The sequence below is a fragment of the Noviherbaspirillum sp. genome (genome assembly GCF_035654295.1).
In the GTDB taxonomy this organism is placed as follows: domain Bacteria; phylum Pseudomonadota; class Gammaproteobacteria; order Burkholderiales; family Burkholderiaceae_D; genus Noviherbaspirillum.
Window position 1 is genome coordinate 1 of record NZ_DASRXF010000225.1, and the last position, 20436, is coordinate 20436.

A 20436-nucleotide genomic window follows, 5' to 3' on the forward strand; every position below is an offset into this window, starting at 1 on the left:
TGGACCAGTACATCGGCGGCATCGAGCACGCCATCCTGCACCTGCTGTATGCGCGCTTCTGGACCAAGGTCATGCGCGACCTCGGCCTGGTCAAGGTAGACGAGCCCTTCACCAACCTGCTCACGCAGGGCATGGTGCTGAATCACATCTATTCGCGCCGCACGCCGCAAGGCGCCATCGAATACTTCTGGCCGCATGAAGTCGAGAATGTCCACGACGAAAGCGGCCGCATCGTCGGCGCCAAGCTCAAGAGCGACGGCTCGGCCGTCTCCTATGACGGCGTGGGCACGATGTCGAAGTCCAAGAACAACGGCGTCGATCCGCAAGACCTGATCGACCAGTACGGCGCCGACACAGCCCGCCTGTTCGTGATGTTCGCCTCGCCGCCGGAACAGACGCTGGAATGGAACGACGCCGGCGTCGAGGGCGCCAACCGATTCCTGCGCCGCGTCTGGACTTATGCCCACGCGCAGGCCGAGCGCGTCAAGGCGTCGCAGGAAGTCGATTTCGGGGCGCTGCCGGAACAGCACAAGGCGCTGCGCCGCGAAATCCACAAGATCCTGCAGCAGGCCGATCACGACTTCCGCCGCCTGCAATACAACACTGTCGTCTCCGCCTGCATGAAGATGCTGAACACGCTGGAAGGCGCGAAGCTCGACGAATCCGCACAGAGCAACGCCGTGATCGCCGAAAGCCTGTCGGTATTCCTGCGCGTGCTCTACCCGGTCGCGCCGCACATCACCCATGTACTGTGGCAGGAGCTCGGCTTCAATGTCGCGTTCGGCGACCTGCTCGACGCGCCCTGGCCGCAAGTCGACCCGGCGGCGCTGGAACAGGCCGAGATCGAGCTCGTGGTGCAGGTCAACGGCAAGCTGCGCGGCAGCGTGACGGTGCCGAAGGATGCCGACAAGGCCGCCATCGAAGCCGCAGCGCTGGCCAACGAGAACGTGAAGAAATTTGTCGAAGGCACGCCGAAGAAAGTCATCGTGGTGCCGGGCAAGCTGGTCAACATCGTCGCCTGAGACAGGGAGAACTGCATGAAGCGCCGCGCCATCCTGGCCATGACCACAGCCCTCATGCTGAGCGCATGCGGATTCCAGCTGCGCGGCTCGAACGGGCAGGGCAACCTGCCCTTCAAGACTGTTCATATCGGCACGCCGGAAACCTCGCCGCTGGGTATCGAACTGCGCCGTTACATCCGCGCCAGCGGCGACACGACCGTCGTGCCCGAACCGAAGCAGGCGCAGGCCAGCATCGAAGTGCTCAATGAAACGCGCGAGAAGGCGACGCTGACGCTGAATACGCAAGGCCGCGTGCGCGAGTATTCGCTGTACTACCGCGTGCGCTTCCGCGTCGTCGACGGCAAGGGCGCGGAGCTGCTGGCGCCGACCGAGCTCATCCTGAAGCGCGACATCAGCTTCAACGAATCGCAGGTCATCGCCAAGGAAAAGGAAGAAGAGATGCTGTACCGCGACATGCAGTCCGACGTGGTGCAGCAGATCCTGCGCCGCGTGTCCGCGCTCAAGGTGTAAGGGCGCGCCATGCAACTGCGCCACGACGGTCTCGATACGCACCTGGCGAAGTCGCTTGCGCCCCTGTACGTCATCGCAAGCGATGAGCACCTGCTCGCGCTGGAAGCGGCGGACAAGATCCGCAGGACGGCGCGCGCCCAGGGCCTGACGGAGCGCGAGGTGCTGGTGGTCGAGCGCAGTTTCAAATGGGGCGAGCTGCTGGCCGCCAACCAGTCGCAATCGCTGTTCGGCGACCGCAAGCTGATCGAGCTGCGCATCCCGACCGGCAAGCCGGGCAAGGATGGCGGCCAGGCGCTGCAGGAATACGCGGCTTCGCTGAATCCGGACAATGTCACGCTGATCACCCTGCCCAAGCTCGACTGGCAGACGCAGAAGAGCGCGTGGGTGGCAGCCCTGCAACAGGCCGCGGTCTACATCGACATCCCGCTCGTGGAACGCGCGCACCTGCCCGCGTGGATTGGCACTCGCCTTGCCGCGCAGAAGCAAAGCGCCGACCGCCAGGGCATCGACTTCATCGCCGACCGCGTGGAAGGCAACCTGCTGGCGGCGCACCAGGAAATCCAGAAGCTGGCCCTCCTCTATCCGGAAGGCAAGCTGAGCTTCGAACAAGTGCAGGACGCGGTGCTCAATGTTGCCCGCTACGACGTGTTCAAGCTGAACGAAGCGATGCTTGCCGGCGATACCGCGCGCCTGGTACGCATGATCGAGGGACTGAAGGGTGAAGGCGAAGCGCTGCCGCTGGTGCTGTGGGCGATGGCGGAAGAGGTCCGCACGCTGCTCAAGATCAAGGCCGGTGCGGCGCAGGGAAAGTCGGTCAGCATGCTGCTCAAGGAATACCGCATCTGGGGCCCGCGCGAGAAACTCATGGAACCGGCGGTACGGCGGCTGAAGCTGTCGACGCTGGAAGGCGCACTGCAGGAAGCGGCGCAAATCGATAAGATGGTCAAGGGATTGCGCGCCAAGGCGTTTGCAGGCGATGCGTGGGATGCGCTGCTGCAGCTGGGACTGAAAGTTGCGCGCGGATAGCGTTCTTCTCTGATTGCGGTGGGTTTCGCTTCGCTCTACCCACCCTACAGTTCTTTGTGCGCTTGGTGGGTTTCGCTTCGCTCTACCCACCCTACGGTTCTTTATAAAGGACGGTAGGGTGGGTAGAGCGAAGCGAAACCCACCAGGCAGTAAACAGTTTTGAATAGATCGAAGCAGAGTCACGACATGGACATCAAGACTTACATGAACGACGTCGGCCAGCGCGCCCGCAAGGCATCGCGCGCGATGGCCAAGGCCGATACCGGCGCAAAGAACAAGGCGCTGTCCCTGATCGCCGCCGCCATCCGCCGCGACGCCGACGCCTTGCGTGCCGCCAACCGGAAAGACCTGGAAGCGGCACGTGCGAACGGCCTGGCCGAAGCGATGATCGACCGCCTCACCCTGTCCGACAAGGCCATTGCCACCATGGCCGAAGGCCTGGAACAGATCGTTTCCCTGCCCGATCCGATCGGCGAGATCTCGAACATGAAGTACCGTCCGACCGGCATCCAGGTGGGCCAGATGCGCGTGCCGCTGGGCGTGATCGGCATCATCTACGAGGCGCGCCCGAACGTGACCGTGGACGCCGCCGGCCTCTGCATCAAGAGCGGCAATGCGACTATCCTGCGCGGCGGCTCGGAAGCGATCCATTGCAACCAGGCGCTGGCGAAGCTGGTCAAGGAAGGCCTGGACGGCGCCGGCCTGCCGCAGGACGCGGTGCAGATCGTCGAGACCACCGACCGCGCGGCGGTCGGCGAGCTGATCACCATGCCGCAATACGTGGACGTGATCGTGCCGCGCGGCGGCAAGGGCCTGATCGAGCGCCTGATGAAGGAATCGAAGGTGCCGATGATCAAGCACCTGGATGGCATCTGCCATGTCTATATCGACGACAAGGCCGACATCGACAAGGCATTGAAGATTTCCTTCAACGCCAAGTGCCACCGCTACGGCACCTGCAACACGATGGAAACCCTGCTCGTCGCACGCGGTATCGCGCCGCAGGTGTTGCCGAAGCTGGCCGAACTGTACGGCACCAAGGACGTCGAACTGCGCGCCGACGACGAAGCGCGCAAGATCCTCGCCGGCTATCCGCACCTCGCGTCCGCGAGCGAGGAAGACTGGCGCACCGAGTATCTCGCCGCCATCCTTGCCGTCAAGATCGTGGGCGACATGGGCGAAGCGATCGAGCACATCAACACCTACTCCTCGCAGCACACCGATGCCATCGTCACCGAGGACTACACCCGCGCCATGCGCTTCCTGCGCGAAGTGGATTCGGCCTCCGTCATGGTGAATGCTTCGACCCGTTTCGCCGACGGCTTCGAATACGGCCTGGGCGCCGAGATCGGCATTTCCAACGACAAGCTGCATGCGCGCGGCCCGGTCGGACTGGAAGGCCTGACCTCGCTGAAGTACGTGGTCTTCGGCCACGGCGAAGTACGGGAATAAGAACAAGATGCTCTATCTCTGGGTCAAATCGCTGCACATCTTCTTCGTCGCTTCGTGGTTCGCCGGCCTGTTCTACCTGCCGCGCATCTTCGTCAACCTCGCGATGGAAACGGACAAGGCGGCAAGCGCACGCCTGCTGACGATGGCGCGCAAGCTGTACCGCTTCATGACCGTGCTCGCGGTGCCGGCGCTCGCGCTGGGCCTCTGGCTCTGGCTGGGTTTCGGCGTCGGCAAGGGGCCGGGCAACGGCTGGCTGCATGCGAAGCTGGCGATCGTCGTGTTCCTGGTGTTCTATCACCACGGCTGCGGCGTGCTGCTGCGCAAGTTCGAGAACGGCGCCAATACGCGCAGCCACAAGTGGTATCGCTGGTTCAACGAAGCGCCGACGCTCGGCCTGCTGGGCGCCGTCGTCCTCGTTGTCGTCAAGCCATTCTGATTTCCCGCTACGGAGGCAGCTATGTCCAAGGTATGCGAATACTTCTTCAGCCCGCAGTCGCCTTGGGCCTACCTAGGGCATGAACGCTTCGTCGCTTTGGCGAAGCAACATGGCGTGCAGGTCGAGATCAAGCCCTTCGACCTCGGCAAGGTGTTCAACGTCTCCGGCGGCCTGCCGCTGGCGAAACGCCCGCCGCAACGCCAGGCCTACCGGCTCGTCGAGCTCAAGCGCTGGAGCGACTTCCTGCAGATCCCGCTCAACCTGCACCCGAAGTTTTTTCCTGTGCCGACGGATGCCGCCGCCAGGATGATCATCGCGACGCGGCTGGCGCACGGCACCGACGCCGCGCTCGGCGTTGCCGGCGCCATCATGCGCGCGCTGTGGGCGGAAGACCGCAACATCGGCGACCCGGATACGCTCGCCGCCATCGCGCTGGACGCCGGCCACGACGGCAAGGCCTTGCTGAAGTCGTCGGAAACGGCGAGCGTGCAAGGCGAATACGACCGTTTCACCGATGAAGCGATTGCCGCGAACGTGTTCGGTTCACCCTGGTATGTAGTCGACGGCGAAGGGTTCTGGGGACAGGACCGGCTGGATTTCGTCGAGCGCGCCTTCACCAGATAGCACTCCCCCGGCCACTGCGTTCAAGCAAGCCATTCACGGATAAAGGGTTCCCCATGTCACATTCATTTTTCTGTCCCTGCCCGCGCGGGCTCGAAGCCGCGCTAGCGGAAGAACTCGGCGAAATCGCGCTGCAAAGCAAGACGCTCAAGGTGCACAACCAGGTGCCGGGCGGCGTGCATTGCTCGGGCGCGCTGGCCGACAGCTACCGCATCAACCTGCATTCGCGCATCGCATCGCGCGTGCTGCTGCGCATTGCGCACGGCAAGTATGTCAACGAAAACGATATCTACGACCTGACGCTGGCCCAGCCCTGGGAAGAATGGTTCGACCTCGATTGCACGATCCGCGTCGACCTCACCGCGATCAAGTCGCCGCTGAAAAGCCTGGAATTCACGACGCTGAAAATCAAGGACGCGGTGTGCGATCGCTTCCGCGACCTGTACAGCAAGCGCCCCTCGGTGAACACGCGCACGCCCGACATGCGCATTGCTGGCTTCCTCGACGCCCACACCTACACCGTGTATCTCGACACTTCCGGCGAAGCGCTGTTCAAGCGCGGATGGCGCCAGGAAACCGGCGACGCGCCGCTGCGCGAGAACCTCGCCGCCGGCCTGCTGCGCGTATCGGGCTGGACGCCGGGCACAGTGCTGTTCGATCCGATGTGCGGCTCAGGCACCATCCTGATCGAAGCCGCGCAAATCCTTGCCGGCATCCCGCCGGGCGCGCGCCGCAGCTTCGCCTTCGAGAAATTCCTCGGCTTCAACAGCGATGAGTGGCTGGCCATCAAGGGCAGCTTCCGCCCGAATCCGCTGCCAACCGAACCGACGCTGTTCGGCAGCGACATTTCCGGCGACATGATCGTCATGGCGCGCAATAACCTGCGCAACGCGGGCATCCAGTTCGACGTGCCGCTCAAGCAGATCGAAGCGCAGGAAGTGAAACCGCCGACGGAAGCGCCGGGCATCGTGCTGACCAACCCGCCCTACGGCGAGCGTATCGGCGTGCGCGGCGACAAGTCTCAGGCACCGGATGAACTCGCCGTTGCCTTCTACAGCGCGTTCAGCGCGACCCTGAAGCAACGCTTCCCCGGCTGGAAAGTGTTCCTGTTCACCGCCGACCTCAGCCTGCCGAAGATGCTGCGCCTGAAGGAATCGCGCAAGACGCCGTTCTTCAACGGCGCGCTCGAATGCCGCCTGTTCCGCTTCGACATGGTCGCCGGTTACAACCGCCGCGACGAGGCCAAGCCCAAGCCCGCTTGACCGCCTGATCGCTTCCCTGCTGACACCATGCTGTCAGCAGCACAAGTGCATGATGGGCATACTCATGCAAGAATGCCCATCATGCGAGCACAACACCTCTCCGACCTACGCAATCTTGGCCCGAAATCAGCGGAAATGCTGGCGGCCGCCGGCATCCGGACGCCGGATGCACTGGCCGAGCGGGGCGCGCTCGATGCATTCATTGCATTGAAGCAGGCCGGGCTTCCCGCCAGCCTCAACCTGCTGTGGGCGCTCGAGGGCGCACTGAGCGACCGGGACTGGCGTACGGTGGCGCGCGACGACAAGCTGCGCCTGCTGACCGAGCTCGAAGCACGCGGAGTGCGCATCTGATGCGCCGCGCCGACCGGTTATTCCAGATCGCGCAGTACCTGCGGGGCAGGCGGCTGACCACCGCGCGCCAGCTCGCCGACTGGCTTTCCGTTTCGGAACGGACGATTTACCGCGACATCCGCGACCTCTCGATTTCCGGCGTGCCGGTCGAAGGCGAGGCCGGCATCGGCTACCGCATCAAGGCGGGATTCGACCTGCAGCCGCTGATGTTTTCCCCCGACGAAATCGATGCGCTGGTCACCGGCATCCGCATGGTGCAGGCATGGGGCGGGCCGCAGCTCGGGGCATCCGGCATGGCGGCACTCGCGAAGATCACGCTGGCATTGCCAAAGGAAAAGCGGGATTTCGTCGAAGCCACGCCGCTGTTCGCTCCCGCCTTCCACGTCGATCCCCTGCACGGCAGGCGGCTCGAAGCGATACGGCAGGCCATCAACCATCGCCGCAAGCTGCACATGGATTACGTCGATGCGCAGGAGCAGGCCACCCGGCGCACCGCCTGGCCGTTAGCCCTGTATTTCTGGGGTGGTATCTGGCTGCTCGCCGCATGGTGCGAACTGCGCGGGGATTTCCGCACCTTCCGTCTCGACCGCATCCGCGAAATGGCCGCCGGCGACGGCTATCCCAGCCAGGAAGGACGGCGCCTGCCCGATTTTGTAAGGGCCATGCAGCAACAGAACGGTCGTTCTTGAGGCATCGGCAAAGCCTTATCGATTGCGCTATTCTTGACGTTTCCCCTACTTTTTGCACCGAGGAGAACGTCGTGCCGCAGAACAAAGCGTTTCCCCAACTGAACGATGCCGCCCTGCTCCGCAGCCAGGCCTACCTGAACGGCGGCTGGGTCGACTCCGAGAGCACCTTCGCCGTCACCAATCCGGCCGACGGCTCCACGATCTGCAGCGTTCCGAACCAAGGCCCGGAGGATGCGCGCAAGGCCATCGAGGCAGCGCAAGCCGCCTTCCCTGCGTGGTCCGCCAAGACGGCAAAGGAACGCGCCGCCGTCATGCGCAAGTGGTACGAGCTCCTGCTGCTGCATGCCAACGACCTCGCCGCGCTGATGACGGCCGAACAGGGCAAGCCGGTGGCCGAGGCCAAGGGTGAAGTGCTGTACGGCGCCAGCTTCGTCGAATGGTTCGCCGAGGAAGCCAAGCGCGTGAGCGGCGACGTCCTCGCATCGACCTGGAGCGACAAGCGCATGGTGGTGCTGAAGCAGCCGGTCGGCGTCTGCGCCGCCATCACGCCGTGGAACTTCCCGATCGCCATGATCACCCGCAAAGTCGCCCCGGCGATCGCGGCCGGCTGCACTATCGTGATCAAGCCGGCCGAACAGACGCCGCTCTCGGCGCTGGCGATGGCGGAACTGGCGCACCGCGCCGGCATGCCGCCCGGCGTGATGAACATCGTCACCGCGGACGCGGAGCGTTCGATCGCGGTCGGCAAGGTCTTGTGCGAAAGCCCCATCGTGCGCCACCTCTCTTTCACCGGATCGACGCCGGTCGGACGCATCCTGATGCAGCAATGCGCGCCCACAGTCAAGAAGATCGGCCTGGAACTCGGCGGGCACGCGCCCTTCATCGTGTTCGAGGATGCGGATATCGATGCCGCGGTCGAAGGCGCGCTCGCGTCGAAATACCGCAACGCCGGCCAGACCTGCGTCTGCACCAACCGCATCTACGTGCATGAATCGATCCACGATGCGTTCGTGGAAAAACTGGCCGCCGGCGCAGCGAAGATCAAGGTCGGCAACGGCTTCGAGGCCGGCGTGGTGCAAGGTCCGCTGATCGACGAACAGGCAGTCGCCAAGGTGCAGGAGCATGTCGCCGACGCCGTCGCCAAGGGCGCGAAGCTGCTTACCGGCGGCAAGCCGCACGCGCTGGGCGGCCAGTTCTATGAGCCGACCGTGCTCGCCAACGCCACCGCCGACATGCTGGTGATGCGCGAAGAAACCTTCGGCCCGGTGGCGGCCGTGACCACCTTCAAGACGGAAGACGAAGCCGTGTCTGCGGCCAACAACACCGAGTTCGGCCTCGCCAGCTACTTCTACTCGCGCGACATCGGCCGCGTCTGGCGCGTGGCCGAAAAGCTGGAGTACGGCATGGTCGGCATCAACACCGGCATGATCTCCAACGAAGTCGGCCCCTTCGGCGGCGTCAAGCAATCCGGCCTCGGCCGCGAAGGCTCGAAGTACGGCATCGACGAATACCTGGAAATCAAGTACCTCTGCATGGGCGGTATCTGATCTGTCCATTTTGCCGCCGCCCCAGGAGCGGCGGCGCCCCTCCCCCTCGGCCTCGTCTAATTTCCCAATAGCAATATCGTTGGGATATTGCTATATTTTTGCCTACAGGGGGAATCTAACGTGTCGGAACTTGATCCGCGTTCGCTGATATTCGTCGCCGGTCTGCTCGGCCTCCTGTGCCTCGTCATCCTGTTCATGATGCGGCGAAGCTTCCCTCCCACCATCGGCGGCCTCAGGCAATGGAGCCGCGGGCTGTTCGGCATGGTGCTCGCCAGCGCACTGTTCGGCCTGACGGGCGTCATCCCCGAGATCTTTTCCGTGATCATCGCCAATACCATGCTGGTTGCCGGGAACATGTCCTTTTACGCCGGCTTCCGGCATTTCGCGGGCCTGCCTGCGCGCGACCGGCTGATGGCTGCCGTCCTCGTCCTGCTCACCAGCTACATCGCCTGGTACACCTACATCGACAACAACTATCCGGCGCGCGCCATCGCCGTCACGCTGACCAATTCCATCCTGTTCTACGCCTGCACCCTGCTCGTCGCACGGACGACAGGCAACACCATGGCAGGCCGCTTCACCAGCCTGGTCTTCGCGGCCATCGGCACCGTCACCCTGGCCCGCGGCCTGATGCTGGCCTTCCACTTCGACACCCCCACCGACGTCCTTGGCGAGACCTTCACGCAAAAGGCCTATCTTGCCGCGCTGGCATTCTCCGTCCTCGCCATTACCCTCGGGGCGATGATGCTGGCCAACGAGCGGCTGCGGGCGGCGCTTGAATTCATGGTCTCGCACGACCAGCTCACCAATGCCTTCTCGCGTACCGCCTTCATCGAGTTGCTGGACAAGGAAATCGCGCGCAGCCGCCGCAAGGGCGGACCGATCGCGCTGCTGATGTTCGACCTCGACAATTTCAAGACCATCAACGACCGTTTCGGCCACGTGACGGGCGACAAGGTCATCATCGACTTCGTGCAGCGCACGCGGGACATGCTGCGCAATATCGACTCCATCGGCCGTTACGGGGGCGAAGAATTCGTCGCCCTGCTACCGGAAACCACCCTGGGCGAAGCGCGCGCGATTGCGGAGCGGGTCTGCAAGGGGATTGCCGAGGGTTCGGCGGAGGATCTGCCCGCCTATACGGTCAGCATCGGCGTGGCCTGTGCCGGCAATGGCGTGACCGATGCCGACGCGCTGCTCTCGCGCGCGGACCAGGCGCTGTACCGGGCAAAGGCAAACGGGCGCAACCGGGTGGAAGTGGCCGAAGAAGCGATGCGGCCCGTTGCCGTCCAGGCATGAGCCCGGACCGCGGGCGGCCTTCCGGTTTGCAAACCCCTCACAAACCCGCGTAAAATGCGGCTTTCCGCGGGTGTAGCTCAATGGTAGAGCAGAAGCTTCCCAAGCTTACGACGAGGGTTCGATTCCCTTCACCCGCTCCAGGTCTGACGCAGGTCCATCGCAAGGCAATCGGGCACCGTTCGGTGCCTTTTTTATTTCCGGAAACCAGCATGTCCCATACCCACGACGACGGCAGTGATGCCAGCACCAGGCAGATGCTTTATGACCCGACGGAGCGTCGCATCCGCAGTTTCGTGACGCGTGCGGGCCGCTTGTCGACGGCGCAGGCCAAGGCCATCGAAACCCTGGGGCCGCGGTTCTGCATTCCCTATCAAAAGGCGTCCGCAGACTTCAGCCAGGCGTTCGGGCGGCAGGCGCCGACCATCCTCGAGATCGGTTTCGGCATGGGTGACACGACCGCGAAGATCGCCGCCGGCATGCCGGACAAGGATTTCATCGGCGTGGAAGTGCATACGCCCGGCGTGGGCAGCCTGCTCAAGCTGATCGGCGAGCAGCAGCTGACCAACCTGCGCATCATCCAGCACGATGCATTCGAAGTGGTGACGCATATGATTACGCCCGGCTCGCTGGCCGGCGTGCATGTGTTTTTCCCCGATCCGTGGCACAAGGCGCGGCATAACAAGCGGCGCCTGATCCAGCCGCCCTTCGTGCAGCTGCTCGCGTCGCGCATCGCGCCCGGCGGGTATATTCACTGCGCGACGGACTGGCAGGATTATGCGGAACAGATGCTGCAGGTGCTGGGAGATGAGCCGGCGTTGCGGAATACGGCAGATGGCTATGCGCCTCGGCCGGATTACCGGCCTGTGACGAAGTTCGAGAACCGTGGCCTGAAGCTGGGGCACGGGGTTTGGGATTTGGTGTTTGTGAAGCGGTAGTGTGGATGCGCGGTGGGTTTCGCTTCGCTCTACCCACCCTACGGTCCTTTATCTGCATGGTGGGTTTCGCTGGCTCTACCCACCCTACGATTCTTTATAAAGGACGGTAGGGTGGGTAGAGCGCAGCGAAACCCACCTGCGCATAAAGAACGGTAGGGTGGGTAGAGCGAAGCGAAAACCCACCATGCATACCAACCTCACTGAAACCCGGCAATCAGCGCAACAATCTCTTCCCCATAGCTTTCCAGCTTCTTCTCACCCACGCCGGAGATATTCCGGAGGTCGTCCAGCGACGCGGGCTTGGCCTTCGCAATCTCACGCATCGTCGCATCGTGGAAGATCACATAGGCCGGCACATTGTGCTTGCGCGCGGTTTCGACACGCCACCAGCGCAGCTTCTCGAAGATTTCCTGCTCGGCGGTCGACAGGTCGCTTTCCACATAGCCCTTGGACCGAACAGCTTCCCGCTTCTTCTTCACCGGTTTCTGGTACTGCCGCAGCTGCACGCTGCGCTCGCCCTTGAGTACGGGCCGCGCCTCGGCGGTCAGCTTCAGCGATCCGTAGGCGTCGTGGTCGACCACGACCAGGCCAAGCGCAATCGCCTGACGCAGAATGGCGCGCCATTCCGCTTCGCTGATGTCGCTGCCGATACCGAAGGTGGACAGCCTGTCATGCCGCCACTGAGCCACCTTGTCCGAGCTGGTGCCGCGCAGCACGTCGATCACATGGCCGGCGCCGAAGCGCTGGTCGACGCGGTAGATGGATGACAGCAGCTTTTGCATCTGCACCGTGCCGTCGTAGGAGACCGGCGGACTGAGGCAGATGTCGCAGTTGCCGCAGGGGCCGGATGACTGGCCGAAATAATCCAGCAGGCGCACGCGCCGGCAGTTCAGGGTTTCGCACAGACCCAGCATCGCGTCGAGCTTGGCGGTCTGCACGCGCTTGAAGTTTTCGTCGGCTTCCGACTCGTCGATCATGCGGCGCTGCTGCACCACGTCTTGCAGTCCGTAGGCCATCCAGGCGTCCGCCGGCGCGCCGTCGCGTCCCGCACGCCCGGTTTCCTGGTAATAGCCTTCGATGCTCTTGGGCAGGTCGAGGTGGCAGACGAAACGTACATCCGGTTTGTCGATCCCCATGCCGAAGGCGATCGTGGCCACCATCAGGATGCCGTCCTCGCGCAGGAAACGCGACTGATTGGCGGCGCGTGTGGCGTGATCCATGCCGGCGTGATACGGCAGCGCGGCGATGCCGTGTTCGTTCAGGAAGACGGCGGTTTCCTCCACCTTCTTGCGCGACAGGCAATAGACGATGCCGGCGTCGCCCGGATGTTCTTCCTTGATGAAATCCAGCACCTGCTTGCGGCCGTTGGTCTTTTCGACGATCTGGTAGCGGATGTTGGGCCGGTCGAAGGAGGACACGAACTGGCGCGCCTCATCGAGCTGCAGCCGGTGCGCGATCTCGGCGCGCGTCTGCGGGTCGGCGGTGGCGGTGAGCGCGATGCGCGGCACCTGCGGAAAGCGCTCGTGGAGAACCGACAGTTTGATGTATTCCGGCCGGAAGTCGTGCCCCCATTGCGACACGCAGTGCGCTTCGTCGATCGCGAACAGGGCGATCTTCGATGCTTCCAGCAGTTCGAGGCAGCGCGGCGTCATCAGGCGCTCGGGAGCGACATAAACGAGATCGAGGCCGCCGGTGCGCACCGCGCGCTCGGTGCGGATGGTCTCGTCGAGCGTCTGCGTGGAATTGAGGAAGGCGGCGCGCACACCGACTTCGGCAAGCGCGTCGACCTGGTCCTGCATCAGCGCGATCAGCGGCGACACGACCACGCCCACGCCCTCGCGCAGCAGCGCGGGGATCTGGTAGCACAGGGACTTGCCGCCGCCGGTCGGCATCAGCACCAGGGCGTCTCCGCCCTGGGCGACGTGGTTCACGATGTCGGCCTGCTGGCCGCGGAAAGAGGGATAACCGAAGACCGTCTGCAGGACGTGCAGCGCGGCGTTGTTGTCAAATTGTTCACGCATCCGCGTATTTTAATGCACCCACTCCACAACACCGGCGTATGCGGTGGCGATGACGATAATGCCGAACACGATGCGGTACCAGGCGAAGATCGTGAAGTCGTGCGAGCTGATGTAGCGCAGCAGCCAGCGCACGCACAGGAAGGCGGAGACGAAGGACGCCGCCGCGCCCACGCCGAACCACGGCAGGTCCACCGCGGACAGCAGGTCGCGCTGCTTGTACACGGAATAGATGGTCGCGCCGAACAGGGTCGGGATGGCGAGGAAGAACGAGAATTCGGTGGCCGCCTTGCGCGACAGGCCGAACAGCATGCCGCCGATGATGGTGGCGCCGGAGCGGCTGGTGCCGGGGATCAGCGCGAACGACTGCGCGATGCCGACCTTCAGCGCGTCGAGTGCCGTCATGTCGTCGACCGATTCCACGCGCGCCTTGGGCGCCGTCTTGTTGCGCTTTTCCACCCACAGGATGACGAAGCCGCCGACGATGAATGCCAGGGCCACCGGCACCGGCGAGAACAGCTTTGCAGTGATGGCCTTGTTGAACAGGAAACCGAGGGCGGCGGCCGGCGTGAAGGCGATGAGGACGTTCAGCGCGAAGCGCTGTGCCTTGGGATCGCTGAACAGGCCCGTCAGCACGCTGGCGATCCTGACGCGATATTCCCAGCACACCGCGAGCATGGCCCCGGCCTGGATCGCGATCTCGAAGACTTTCACTTTCTCGCCGGTGAAGTCGAGCAGGCTGGCGGTAAGGATCAGGTGGCCGGTGGAAGAAATCGGGAGGAATTCGGTCAGGCCTTCGACGATTCCCATGATGAGCGCCTTGAGCGCGAGCGTGACATCCATGAATGCTTTTCTAGTACGTTATTCGATCAACAAAAAACCCGCCGGGGCGCGGGTTTCGAGCGCTGCGAAAGAGAGACAACCCGCTAGCGGGCCGGCTCAAAGGTTACCACGAGACCGTTGCTTCTGGTCGTGATTGTGGTCGGATTGAAGCGTGTCCCGCCATAGCGGAGTTCGTCCGGTCCGAAGGTGTACAAAGGGATATCTTTCAGCAGCTGTTCGGCCAGCAGGCCGCCGACGCGCGTGATCTGATTCGCGTACAGCGGATCGAGGCCGCTGACATTAAAGGTCTCGACGCGCGGCTCGGCGAGCACGAGCGCGCTGCGCGCCGGATCGAAGCGCAGCTGGCCCGAGACGGCGAGGTTGCCGTTCCAGGTGCGGTTCAGGAAAGGCGGCGCGATCGAGGCATCCATGCTGGTCAGGATGCGATTGGCGTCCGGCTGCAGCGCCACCCGCGGATTGGTCACGCGGATGTCGAGCAGTTCAAGGAAGCGGTTGTTGAAAGGGAACCGGCCCGAGATCGCTTCCTGCAGTTTCGCCAGGGGGATCTCGACATTGCGCGGCCCGAGCAGCGTGGCGCAGGAGGCGAGGAACAATGCCGCCGCTACGGCTCCGAATGCAGCAAACCGTCGTTTCATCGAATCTCCGTCAGGATGTCAATTCATCGAGGCGGGCCAGGTAATGCATCGCGTACTCGCGTGTCCCGCCGCACATCTCCGTCGATGGCTGTAGACTCTCGCACACTGCGGGCCGTTCCGGTTTGCCGAAGATCATGCATTGGTTCAGGTCATTCAACTGGATGCAGCGGACGCCAGCCGGCTTGCCGTGTGGCATCCCGGGAATCGGCGAAGAAATTGAAGGCGCGATGCAGCAAGCGCCGCAGCCGGGACGGCATATTGATTTACTCATAGCGCAAGGCCTGGATCGGCAGCAGGGACGCGGCCTTGCGTGCCGGATAGAAGCCGAAGAAGATGCCGATGCCGGCGGAGAATCCGACGGCCAGCACAATGGATTCCGGCGACATGCGCGTGGCCCAGCCGGTCATCTCCCCGACCAGCCAGGAGCCGGTCACGCCGAGAACGATGCCGGCGAAGCCGCCGATCAAAGACAGCGTCATCGCCTCGACCAGGAATTGCGTGAGGATGTCCGACCCGCGCGCGCCCACCGCCATGCGCAAGCCGATCTCGCGCGTGCGCTCGGTCACCGAGACCAGCATGATGTTCATGATGCCGATGCCGCCCACCAGCAGCGATACCGAAGCAACCGCCGCCAGCAGCAGCGTCATGATGCGCGAGGACTCTTCCTGCGCCTGCAGCAGTTCGGTCAGGTTGCGCACGGTGAACGCATCGTCCTGGCCGGGCTGGGTGCGCTGGCGCTGCCGCAGCAGTTCGCGGATCCTTTCCTCGGCCACCTGCATGCTGGCGCCCTCGCGCACCTTCACCTGTATCGTGCCGACGCGCCGCAGCTTGCCCTGGGTATTGCCGAACAGCCGGTTGCGCGCGGTGCTCAACGGCAGCATCACGACGTCATCCTGATCCTGCCCCATCATGCTCTGCCCTTTCCGTTCCAGCACGCCGATGATGGTGAACGGCACCTTGCGGATGCGGATGGTCTGGTCGACCGGATCGAGGTCGCCGAACAGTTGCTTGGCCGCCGTCTGGCCGATCAATGCCACCTTCGCATTGCCGCTCAGTTCGGCCTGATCGAACATGCGGCCGGACTGCAGCGGCCATTCGCGCGCCTCGAAGTAATCCGGGTTGACGCCATAGATCGAGGTCGACCAGTTGGCGCCGCTCGCCACCACCTGCTCGGTGCGGCGGTTGGAGGGCGCGGCGACCTGCACTTCGGGAATCTCGCGCACGATGGCTGCGGCATCGTCGTCGGTCAGGCTCTGGTTCGCGCCGGCGCCGAGGCGCACACCGGAGGAGGTAGTGGAACCCGGCAGGATGATCATCAGGTTCGAGCCGAGGTTCTTGATCTGCTCTTCCACGCGCTGCTGCGCGCCGGCGCCGACGGCGATCATGGTGATCACCGCCGCCACGCCGATGATGATGCCGAGCATGGTGAGGATGGAGCGCAGCTTGTTTACGCGCAGCGCGTTCAGGGCGATACGGATGGTGGCGAGCAAATTCATGCGCTTGCTCCGCTTCGGGTTAGTTCCGCCTGCGCATCGTTGGGCTGGTTGGCTTCATCCGAGATGACGTGACCGTCGCGGAAGGTCACGATGCGCGAAGCGAATGCCGCGACATCGTGCTCGTGCGTCACCATCACGATGGTCATGCCGTCGCGGTTGAGCTTTTGCAGCAGCGCCATGATTTCGATGCTGGTGCGCGAGTCGAGCGCGCCGGTCGGTTCGTCGGCGAGGATGAGCGAGGGATTGTTGGCCAGCGCGCGGGCAATGGCGACGCGCTGCTGCTGGCCGCCGGACAATTGCGCGGGATGATGGTCGGCGCGCCCGCCGAGGCCGACTTCGGCCAGGCGCTGCGCCGCCCGCTGCCGGCGCTCCGCGGCAGGCACGCCGGCATACAGCAAGGGCAGTTCGACGTTGTCCAGCGCGCTGGTGCGCGGCAGCAGGTTGAATTGCTGAAACACGAAGCCGATGCGCCGGTTGCGGATCGCGGCCAGCGCGTCGGCGCTCATGGTGGCGACGGGTTCGCCCGCCAGGAAATACTCGCCCGAGGTCGGACGGTCCAGGCAGCCGAGCAGGTTCATGAAGGTCGACTTGCCGGAGCCGGAGGCGCCCATGATGGCGACGAACTCGCCTTCCCCGATGTCGACCGAGACGCCGCGCAGCGCATGCACGACGTTGGTGCCCATCACGTACTCCTTGGCCAGCCCGGCGGTCCGGATGAGCGACATCAGAACAACCTCGGTCCGGGTGCGGCCGGGCGCGAGCGCGCGCCTTCCGCCTGCTGCGGTTGCGCGGTGCCGGTGATGACTTCCATGCCCTCCCGGATATCGGGCGAGATCACTTCGGTGGTCGTGCCGTCGCTCAGACCGAGGCGGACCTCCACCGGCTTCGGCTGCTTCTTGTCGTCGAGCACATAGATGCGGCCGCGTGCGCCGCTGCCGCGCCGGTCGCCGCCCTCGGCGACGATCTGCTCGTATTTCTTCTTTTGCTCGGGATTGAGCATGTCCATGATCTGCGCGCGCAGCTCGCTGCGGTTGCGCTCGGCCGCCTTCTGGCGATCGCCCTCGGGGGCATCGCGCAGGGCCATGAACTTTTCGCGCATGCCGGCGTAGATCGCATCCAGCTTCGCCTTCTGGCTGTCGTCCAGCTGCAGGTCCTTCTCCAGGCGTTCGCGCATGGCTTTCATCTGGCCGCCGGCATTGGCAGGGGCAGCGTCAGGCTGCGCGGCGGAACGCTCATTGGCCGCTCCCGGCGGACGGAAGCGCAAGGCCGCGTTGACTACCTTCAGCACGTCGCTGCGCGTGTCGGTGACGACGCGCACGTTGGCAGTCATGCCGGGGAGCAGTTCACGGCTGGGATTGGCGGCGCTGATGACCACGGTATAGGTGACGACGTTGGACACATTCTGCGCCGCCTTGCGGATCTGCTTGACCGTGCCTTCATAGTTCCGCCCGGGGAAGGCGTCGACGGTGAAGGTGGATTTCTGGCCGATGCGGATGCGGCCGATCTCGGATTCGTCGATGGAGGCATCGACTTGCATGTCGGTCAGATTTTCCGCGATCACGAAAAGTTCCGGCGCCTGCAGGCTGGCGGCCACGGTCTGGCCGCGCTCGACGCTGCGCTTGATCACCACGCCGTTGACCGGGGCGCGGATCTCGGTACGGCCGAGATCGATCCTTGCCTGCGCCAGTGCCGCCTCGCGCTGCTTGACCACGGCTTCGGCGTTACGCAGCCCGGCCGCGGCCACATTGGACTGCGCACGGGCGGTGTTGACCTGCTCGGTGGCGGAGTTGAAAGTTGCCATTGCCTTGTCGCGCTCGGCGCCGGAGATGAAGCCCTTGTCCACCAGCTGCTGCTTGCGTTCCAGGTCGCGCTTCGCTTCGGCGAGGTCGACCTCGGCCTTGGCGAGGGCCGCGCGCTGCGCGGCGATATTGGCCTGCTGCGTCATGACCTGCGCACGCGCCGCGTCCACGTCCGCCTGCGCCTGCTGCACGCGCGTCTCGAAGGTCTGCGGATCGATGCGAGCGATCAGCTGGCCCTGCTTGACCTCGCTGTTGAAATCGACCAGCACGTCGCGCAGCTGGCCCGAGACCTGCGAGCCGATCTGCACCTGGACCACCGGGCTCAAGGTGCCGGAGGCGGAAACGCTGGCGGTGATGGCGCCCTTCTCCACCTTGCCGGTCTTGTACTGGGGTGTTCCGTTCTGCTGCTGCCAGTACCGGAATCCGAGGCCACCGGCGATGAGGATGGCGACGACGGCGACCCAGGTCCACCACTTTCTAGTCAAATTCATAAACGGAGTAAACGGAGAAAAACGATTCTGCACGAAGGATGTTGGCGATTCTACCGGCTTGCGACAGCTGCTTCTTTTCGTTATGTAACCGCGTCTGTCGCTGTGCCCGGAGATGTATGCAATCAAGACCGCGCTTGACGGTGCCATGATTGGCGCTTATATTACTGACTCGTAAGTAAGTTATTTGGTTCCTCCCATCCACCATGAATTGTCCCCTGAAGAAACGCTGGGAGCGGCGCAAGGATGCCCGTCCCCAGGAATTGCTTGCCGCCGCCCTCGACCTGTTCGTCGAGAAGGGGTTTGCCGCGACACGCCTCGATGATGTGGCGGCGCGGGCCGGTGTTTCCAAGGGCACACTCTACCTCTACTTCACGAACAAGGAAGAACTGTTCAAGGCCGTGGTGCGCGAAAACGTGGTGCCGGTGCTCGGCGAGGCGGAAGGCATCGTCGAAGCCTATGAAGGCAGCACCGTGGACTTGTTCCGGGAAATTGTGCTGGGATGGTGGGAGCGCATCGGGGCCACCAAGCTGTCGGGCATCACCAAGCTGATGATGGCCGAATCGAGCAATTTCCCGGAAGTCACGCAGTTTTACCACGACGAAGTGATCCGGCGCGGCGAGGCAATGATCGCGCGGATGCTGGAACGCGGCGTGCAGCGCGGCGAATTCCGGCCGGTCGATATTCATCAGGCAACCCGTGTCATCTGCTCGCCCATGATCATGCTGATGATGTGGAAACATTCCTTCAGCACCTGCCGCCAGGACCAGGTATCGCCGGAAGATTATCTGAACAGTTTCGTCGACATGTTCCTGCACGGCATGATTGCCCAACCCTCCCGCTGACCGGATACCCCATGTTCAAGCGCCGCGCTTTCTGGATCACCCTGGCCATCCTGCTGCTCGCCGCCGGTGTGGCGGGCGCCATGCTGAAGAAGCCGAACAAGGCGGCGCCCGTCCAGAACGCCGCGCAGGCGCCGGCGGTAATGGAATTCCTGCCCACCGACCTCATGACGGTCAAGGCCAATGACTTGCGCCAGCTGATGCCGCTCACCGGTTCGCTGCGCGCGGTCAACCAGGTCAGCGTCAAGGCGCGCGTGGCCGGCGAAGTGCGGGAAGTGCTGGTGCGCGAAGGCGAGGCGGTCAAGGCGGGGCAGGTGCTGGTCAAGATGGATACGAGCGACTATCAGGCGCGCGTGGAACAGGCCCGGGGCGCCCTGCAGGCGGCGCGCGGACAACTGGAGATCGCCACCAAGACGCGCGACAACAACAAGGCGCTGCTCGACAAGGGCTTCATTTCCAAGACGGCCTTCGATAACGCGGAGAGCCAGTACGGGATCGCCGCCGCCAATGTCGAATCGGCACGCGCCGCCCTCGACGTGGCGCAGAAGGCCCTGGCGGATACGGTGATCAAGGCGCCGATATCCGGCCTGGTCAGCATGCGCATGGTGCAGCCGGGCGAAAAGGTATCGCCGGACAACCGCTTGCTGGACGTGGTCGACCTCGGCCAGATGGAACTGGAAGCTGCGGTGCCCGCCGTGGACATCGCCCACGTCTCGCTCGGCCAGGAAGTGCAGGTCAAGGTCGAAGGCTTGCCCAAGACGCTCACCGGCAAGGTGGTGCGCATCAATCCGTCGACGCAGGCCGGCTCGCGCTCGATCATGGCCTACATCCAGGTCGAGAACCCGCAGGGCGCGCTGCGCGTGGGCATGTTCGCCGAGGCGCAACTGACGACGGCGAAGAAATCCGGCGTCCTCACGGTGCCGCAGGGCGCGGTGCATGCCGATGCCGGGCGCCAGTATGTCTATGCCATCGAAGACGGCAAGCTGGCGCGCAAGCCGGTGACTGTCGGCATCAGCGGCGACGATGGCGGAGGCGGCGCGGTAGAGATTGTCGAGGGGCTGGCGAGCGGCGCACAGATCGTCAGGGCCAACCTTGGCGTGCTGCGCGCCGGCACGCCGGTAAAGATCACCCAGGCTGCCGGCGCCGCTGCGCCGGCCCAATAAGG

At 64.1% G+C, this 20436-nt stretch carries 21 protein-coding genes and 1 tRNA gene; 15 read left to right on the forward strand and 7 right to left on the reverse strand.

Features of this window, described 5'->3' with window-relative positions:
• The 13 genes from VFF99_RS21010 to trmB form a co-directional block, all read left to right on the forward strand.
• On the forward strand, positions 1–1022 hold a 1022-nt coding region (locus tag VFF99_RS21010; RefSeq protein WP_325020879.1), incomplete at its 5' end, for a class I tRNA ligase family protein.
• 15 nt (positions 1023–1037) lie between these two features.
• Positions 1038–1532: an LPS assembly lipoprotein LptE gene (gene lptE, locus VFF99_RS21015; protein WP_325020880.1), complete on the forward strand. Its 495-nt coding sequence runs from the start codon at positions 1038–1040 to the stop codon at positions 1530–1532.
• Positions 1533–1541: 9 nt separating this feature from the next.
• Positions 1542–2558: a DNA polymerase III subunit delta gene (gene holA / locus VFF99_RS21020; RefSeq protein ID WP_325020881.1), complete on the forward strand. Its 1017-nt coding sequence runs from the start codon at positions 1542–1544 to the stop codon at positions 2556–2558.
• Positions 2559–2744: 186 nt separating this feature from the next.
• Positions 2745–4010: a glutamate-5-semialdehyde dehydrogenase gene (locus VFF99_RS21025; protein ID WP_325020882.1), complete on the forward strand. Its 1266-nt coding sequence runs from the start codon at positions 2745–2747 to the stop codon at positions 4008–4010.
• Positions 4011–4017: 7 nt separating this feature from the next.
• Positions 4018–4446, forward strand: a complete 429-nt coding sequence (locus VFF99_RS21030) for a CopD family protein (protein ID WP_325020883.1) — start codon at positions 4018–4020, stop codon at positions 4444–4446.
• A gap of 21 nt (positions 4447–4467) precedes the next feature.
• Positions 4468–5070 carry a 2-hydroxychromene-2-carboxylate isomerase gene (locus tag VFF99_RS21035; protein WP_325020884.1) on the forward strand — a complete coding sequence of 201 codons (603 nt, stop codon included), beginning with the start codon at positions 4468–4470 and terminating at the stop codon, positions 5068–5070.
• Positions 5071–5123: 53 nt separating this feature from the next.
• Complete coding sequence (locus VFF99_RS21040) at positions 5124–6329, forward strand: class I SAM-dependent RNA methyltransferase (RefSeq protein ID WP_325020885.1); 1206 nt, start codon at positions 5124–5126, stop codon at positions 6327–6329.
• Between the two features lie 81 nt (positions 6330–6410).
• Positions 6411–6680: a TfoX/Sxy family protein gene (locus tag VFF99_RS21045; protein WP_325020886.1), complete on the forward strand. Its 270-nt coding sequence runs from the start codon at positions 6411–6413 to the stop codon at positions 6678–6680.
• Positions 6680–7369: a YafY family protein gene (locus tag VFF99_RS21050; RefSeq protein WP_325020887.1), complete on the forward strand. Its 690-nt coding sequence runs from the start codon at positions 6680–6682 to the stop codon at positions 7367–7369. The genes VFF99_RS21045 and VFF99_RS21050 overlap by 1 nt, the downstream gene beginning before the upstream one ends.
• A gap of 71 nt (positions 7370–7440) precedes the next feature.
• On the forward strand, positions 7441–8916 hold the full coding sequence (locus VFF99_RS21055; RefSeq protein WP_325020888.1) for an NAD-dependent succinate-semialdehyde dehydrogenase: 1476 nt from the start codon (positions 7441–7443) through the stop codon (positions 8914–8916).
• A gap of 120 nt (positions 8917–9036) precedes the next feature.
• Complete coding sequence (locus VFF99_RS21060; protein ID WP_325020889.1) at positions 9037–10215, forward strand: GGDEF domain-containing protein; 1179 nt, start codon at positions 9037–9039, stop codon at positions 10213–10215.
• Positions 10216–10281: 66 nt separating this feature from the next.
• Positions 10282–10355 (forward strand) — tRNA-Gly (locus tag VFF99_RS21065).
• A 114-nt stretch (positions 10356–10469) separates the two neighbouring features.
• A complete protein-coding gene (gene trmB, locus VFF99_RS21070) occupies positions 10470–11150 on the forward strand; it encodes a tRNA (guanosine(46)-N7)-methyltransferase TrmB (protein WP_422656563.1) in 681 nt (226 codons plus the stop codon).
• A 197-nt stretch (positions 11151–11347) separates the two neighbouring features.
• Here trmB and recQ read toward each other — a convergent pair whose 3' ends face one another.
• From recQ to VFF99_RS21105, 7 genes are all read right to left on the reverse strand, one after another.
• Positions 11348–13171 (reverse strand): DNA helicase RecQ, encoded by a 1824-nt coding sequence (recQ, locus tag VFF99_RS21075; RefSeq protein WP_325020891.1) that lies wholly within the window; start codon positions 13169–13171, stop codon positions 11348–11350.
• A 9-nt stretch (positions 13172–13180) separates the two neighbouring features.
• A complete protein-coding gene (locus VFF99_RS21080; RefSeq protein ID WP_325020892.1) occupies positions 13181–14011 on the reverse strand; it encodes an undecaprenyl-diphosphate phosphatase in 831 nt (276 codons plus the stop codon).
• An 83-nt stretch (positions 14012–14094) separates the two neighbouring features.
• Entirely contained in the window at positions 14095–14646 is a 552-nt protein-coding gene (locus tag VFF99_RS21085) for a DUF1439 domain-containing protein (RefSeq protein ID WP_325020893.1), read from the reverse strand.
• 10 nt (positions 14647–14656) lie between these two features.
• Entirely contained in the window at positions 14657–14917 is a 261-nt protein-coding gene (locus VFF99_RS21090; RefSeq protein ID WP_325020894.1) for a YkgJ family cysteine cluster protein, read from the reverse strand.
• On the reverse strand, positions 14910–16142 hold the full coding sequence (locus VFF99_RS21095; protein ID WP_325020895.1) for an ABC transporter permease: 1233 nt from the start codon (positions 16140–16142) through the stop codon (positions 14910–14912). The genes VFF99_RS21090 and VFF99_RS21095 overlap by 8 nt, the downstream gene beginning before the upstream one ends.
• Positions 16139–16867 (reverse strand): ABC transporter ATP-binding protein, encoded by a 729-nt coding sequence (locus tag VFF99_RS21100; RefSeq protein WP_349256567.1) that lies wholly within the window; start codon positions 16865–16867, stop codon positions 16139–16141. Before VFF99_RS21100 ends, VFF99_RS21095 begins: the two co-directional genes overlap by 4 nt.
• Positions 16867–18432 (reverse strand): efflux RND transporter periplasmic adaptor subunit, encoded by a 1566-nt coding sequence (locus VFF99_RS21105; RefSeq protein ID WP_325020896.1) that lies wholly within the window; start codon positions 18430–18432, stop codon positions 16867–16869. The genes VFF99_RS21100 and VFF99_RS21105 overlap by 1 nt, the downstream gene beginning before the upstream one ends.
• Positions 18433–18635: 203 nt before the next feature.
• On the opposite strand from VFF99_RS21105, the gene VFF99_RS21110 reads away from it, so the two are divergent.
• On the forward strand, positions 18636–19274 hold the full coding sequence (locus VFF99_RS21110) for a TetR/AcrR family transcriptional regulator (protein ID WP_325020897.1): 639 nt from the start codon (positions 18636–18638) through the stop codon (positions 19272–19274).
• 11 nt (positions 19275–19285) lie between these two features.
• Positions 19286–20434, forward strand: a complete 1149-nt coding sequence (locus tag VFF99_RS21115; protein WP_325020898.1) for an efflux RND transporter periplasmic adaptor subunit — start codon at positions 19286–19288, stop codon at positions 20432–20434.
• The last annotated feature ends 2 nt before the right edge of the window (positions 20435–20436 follow it).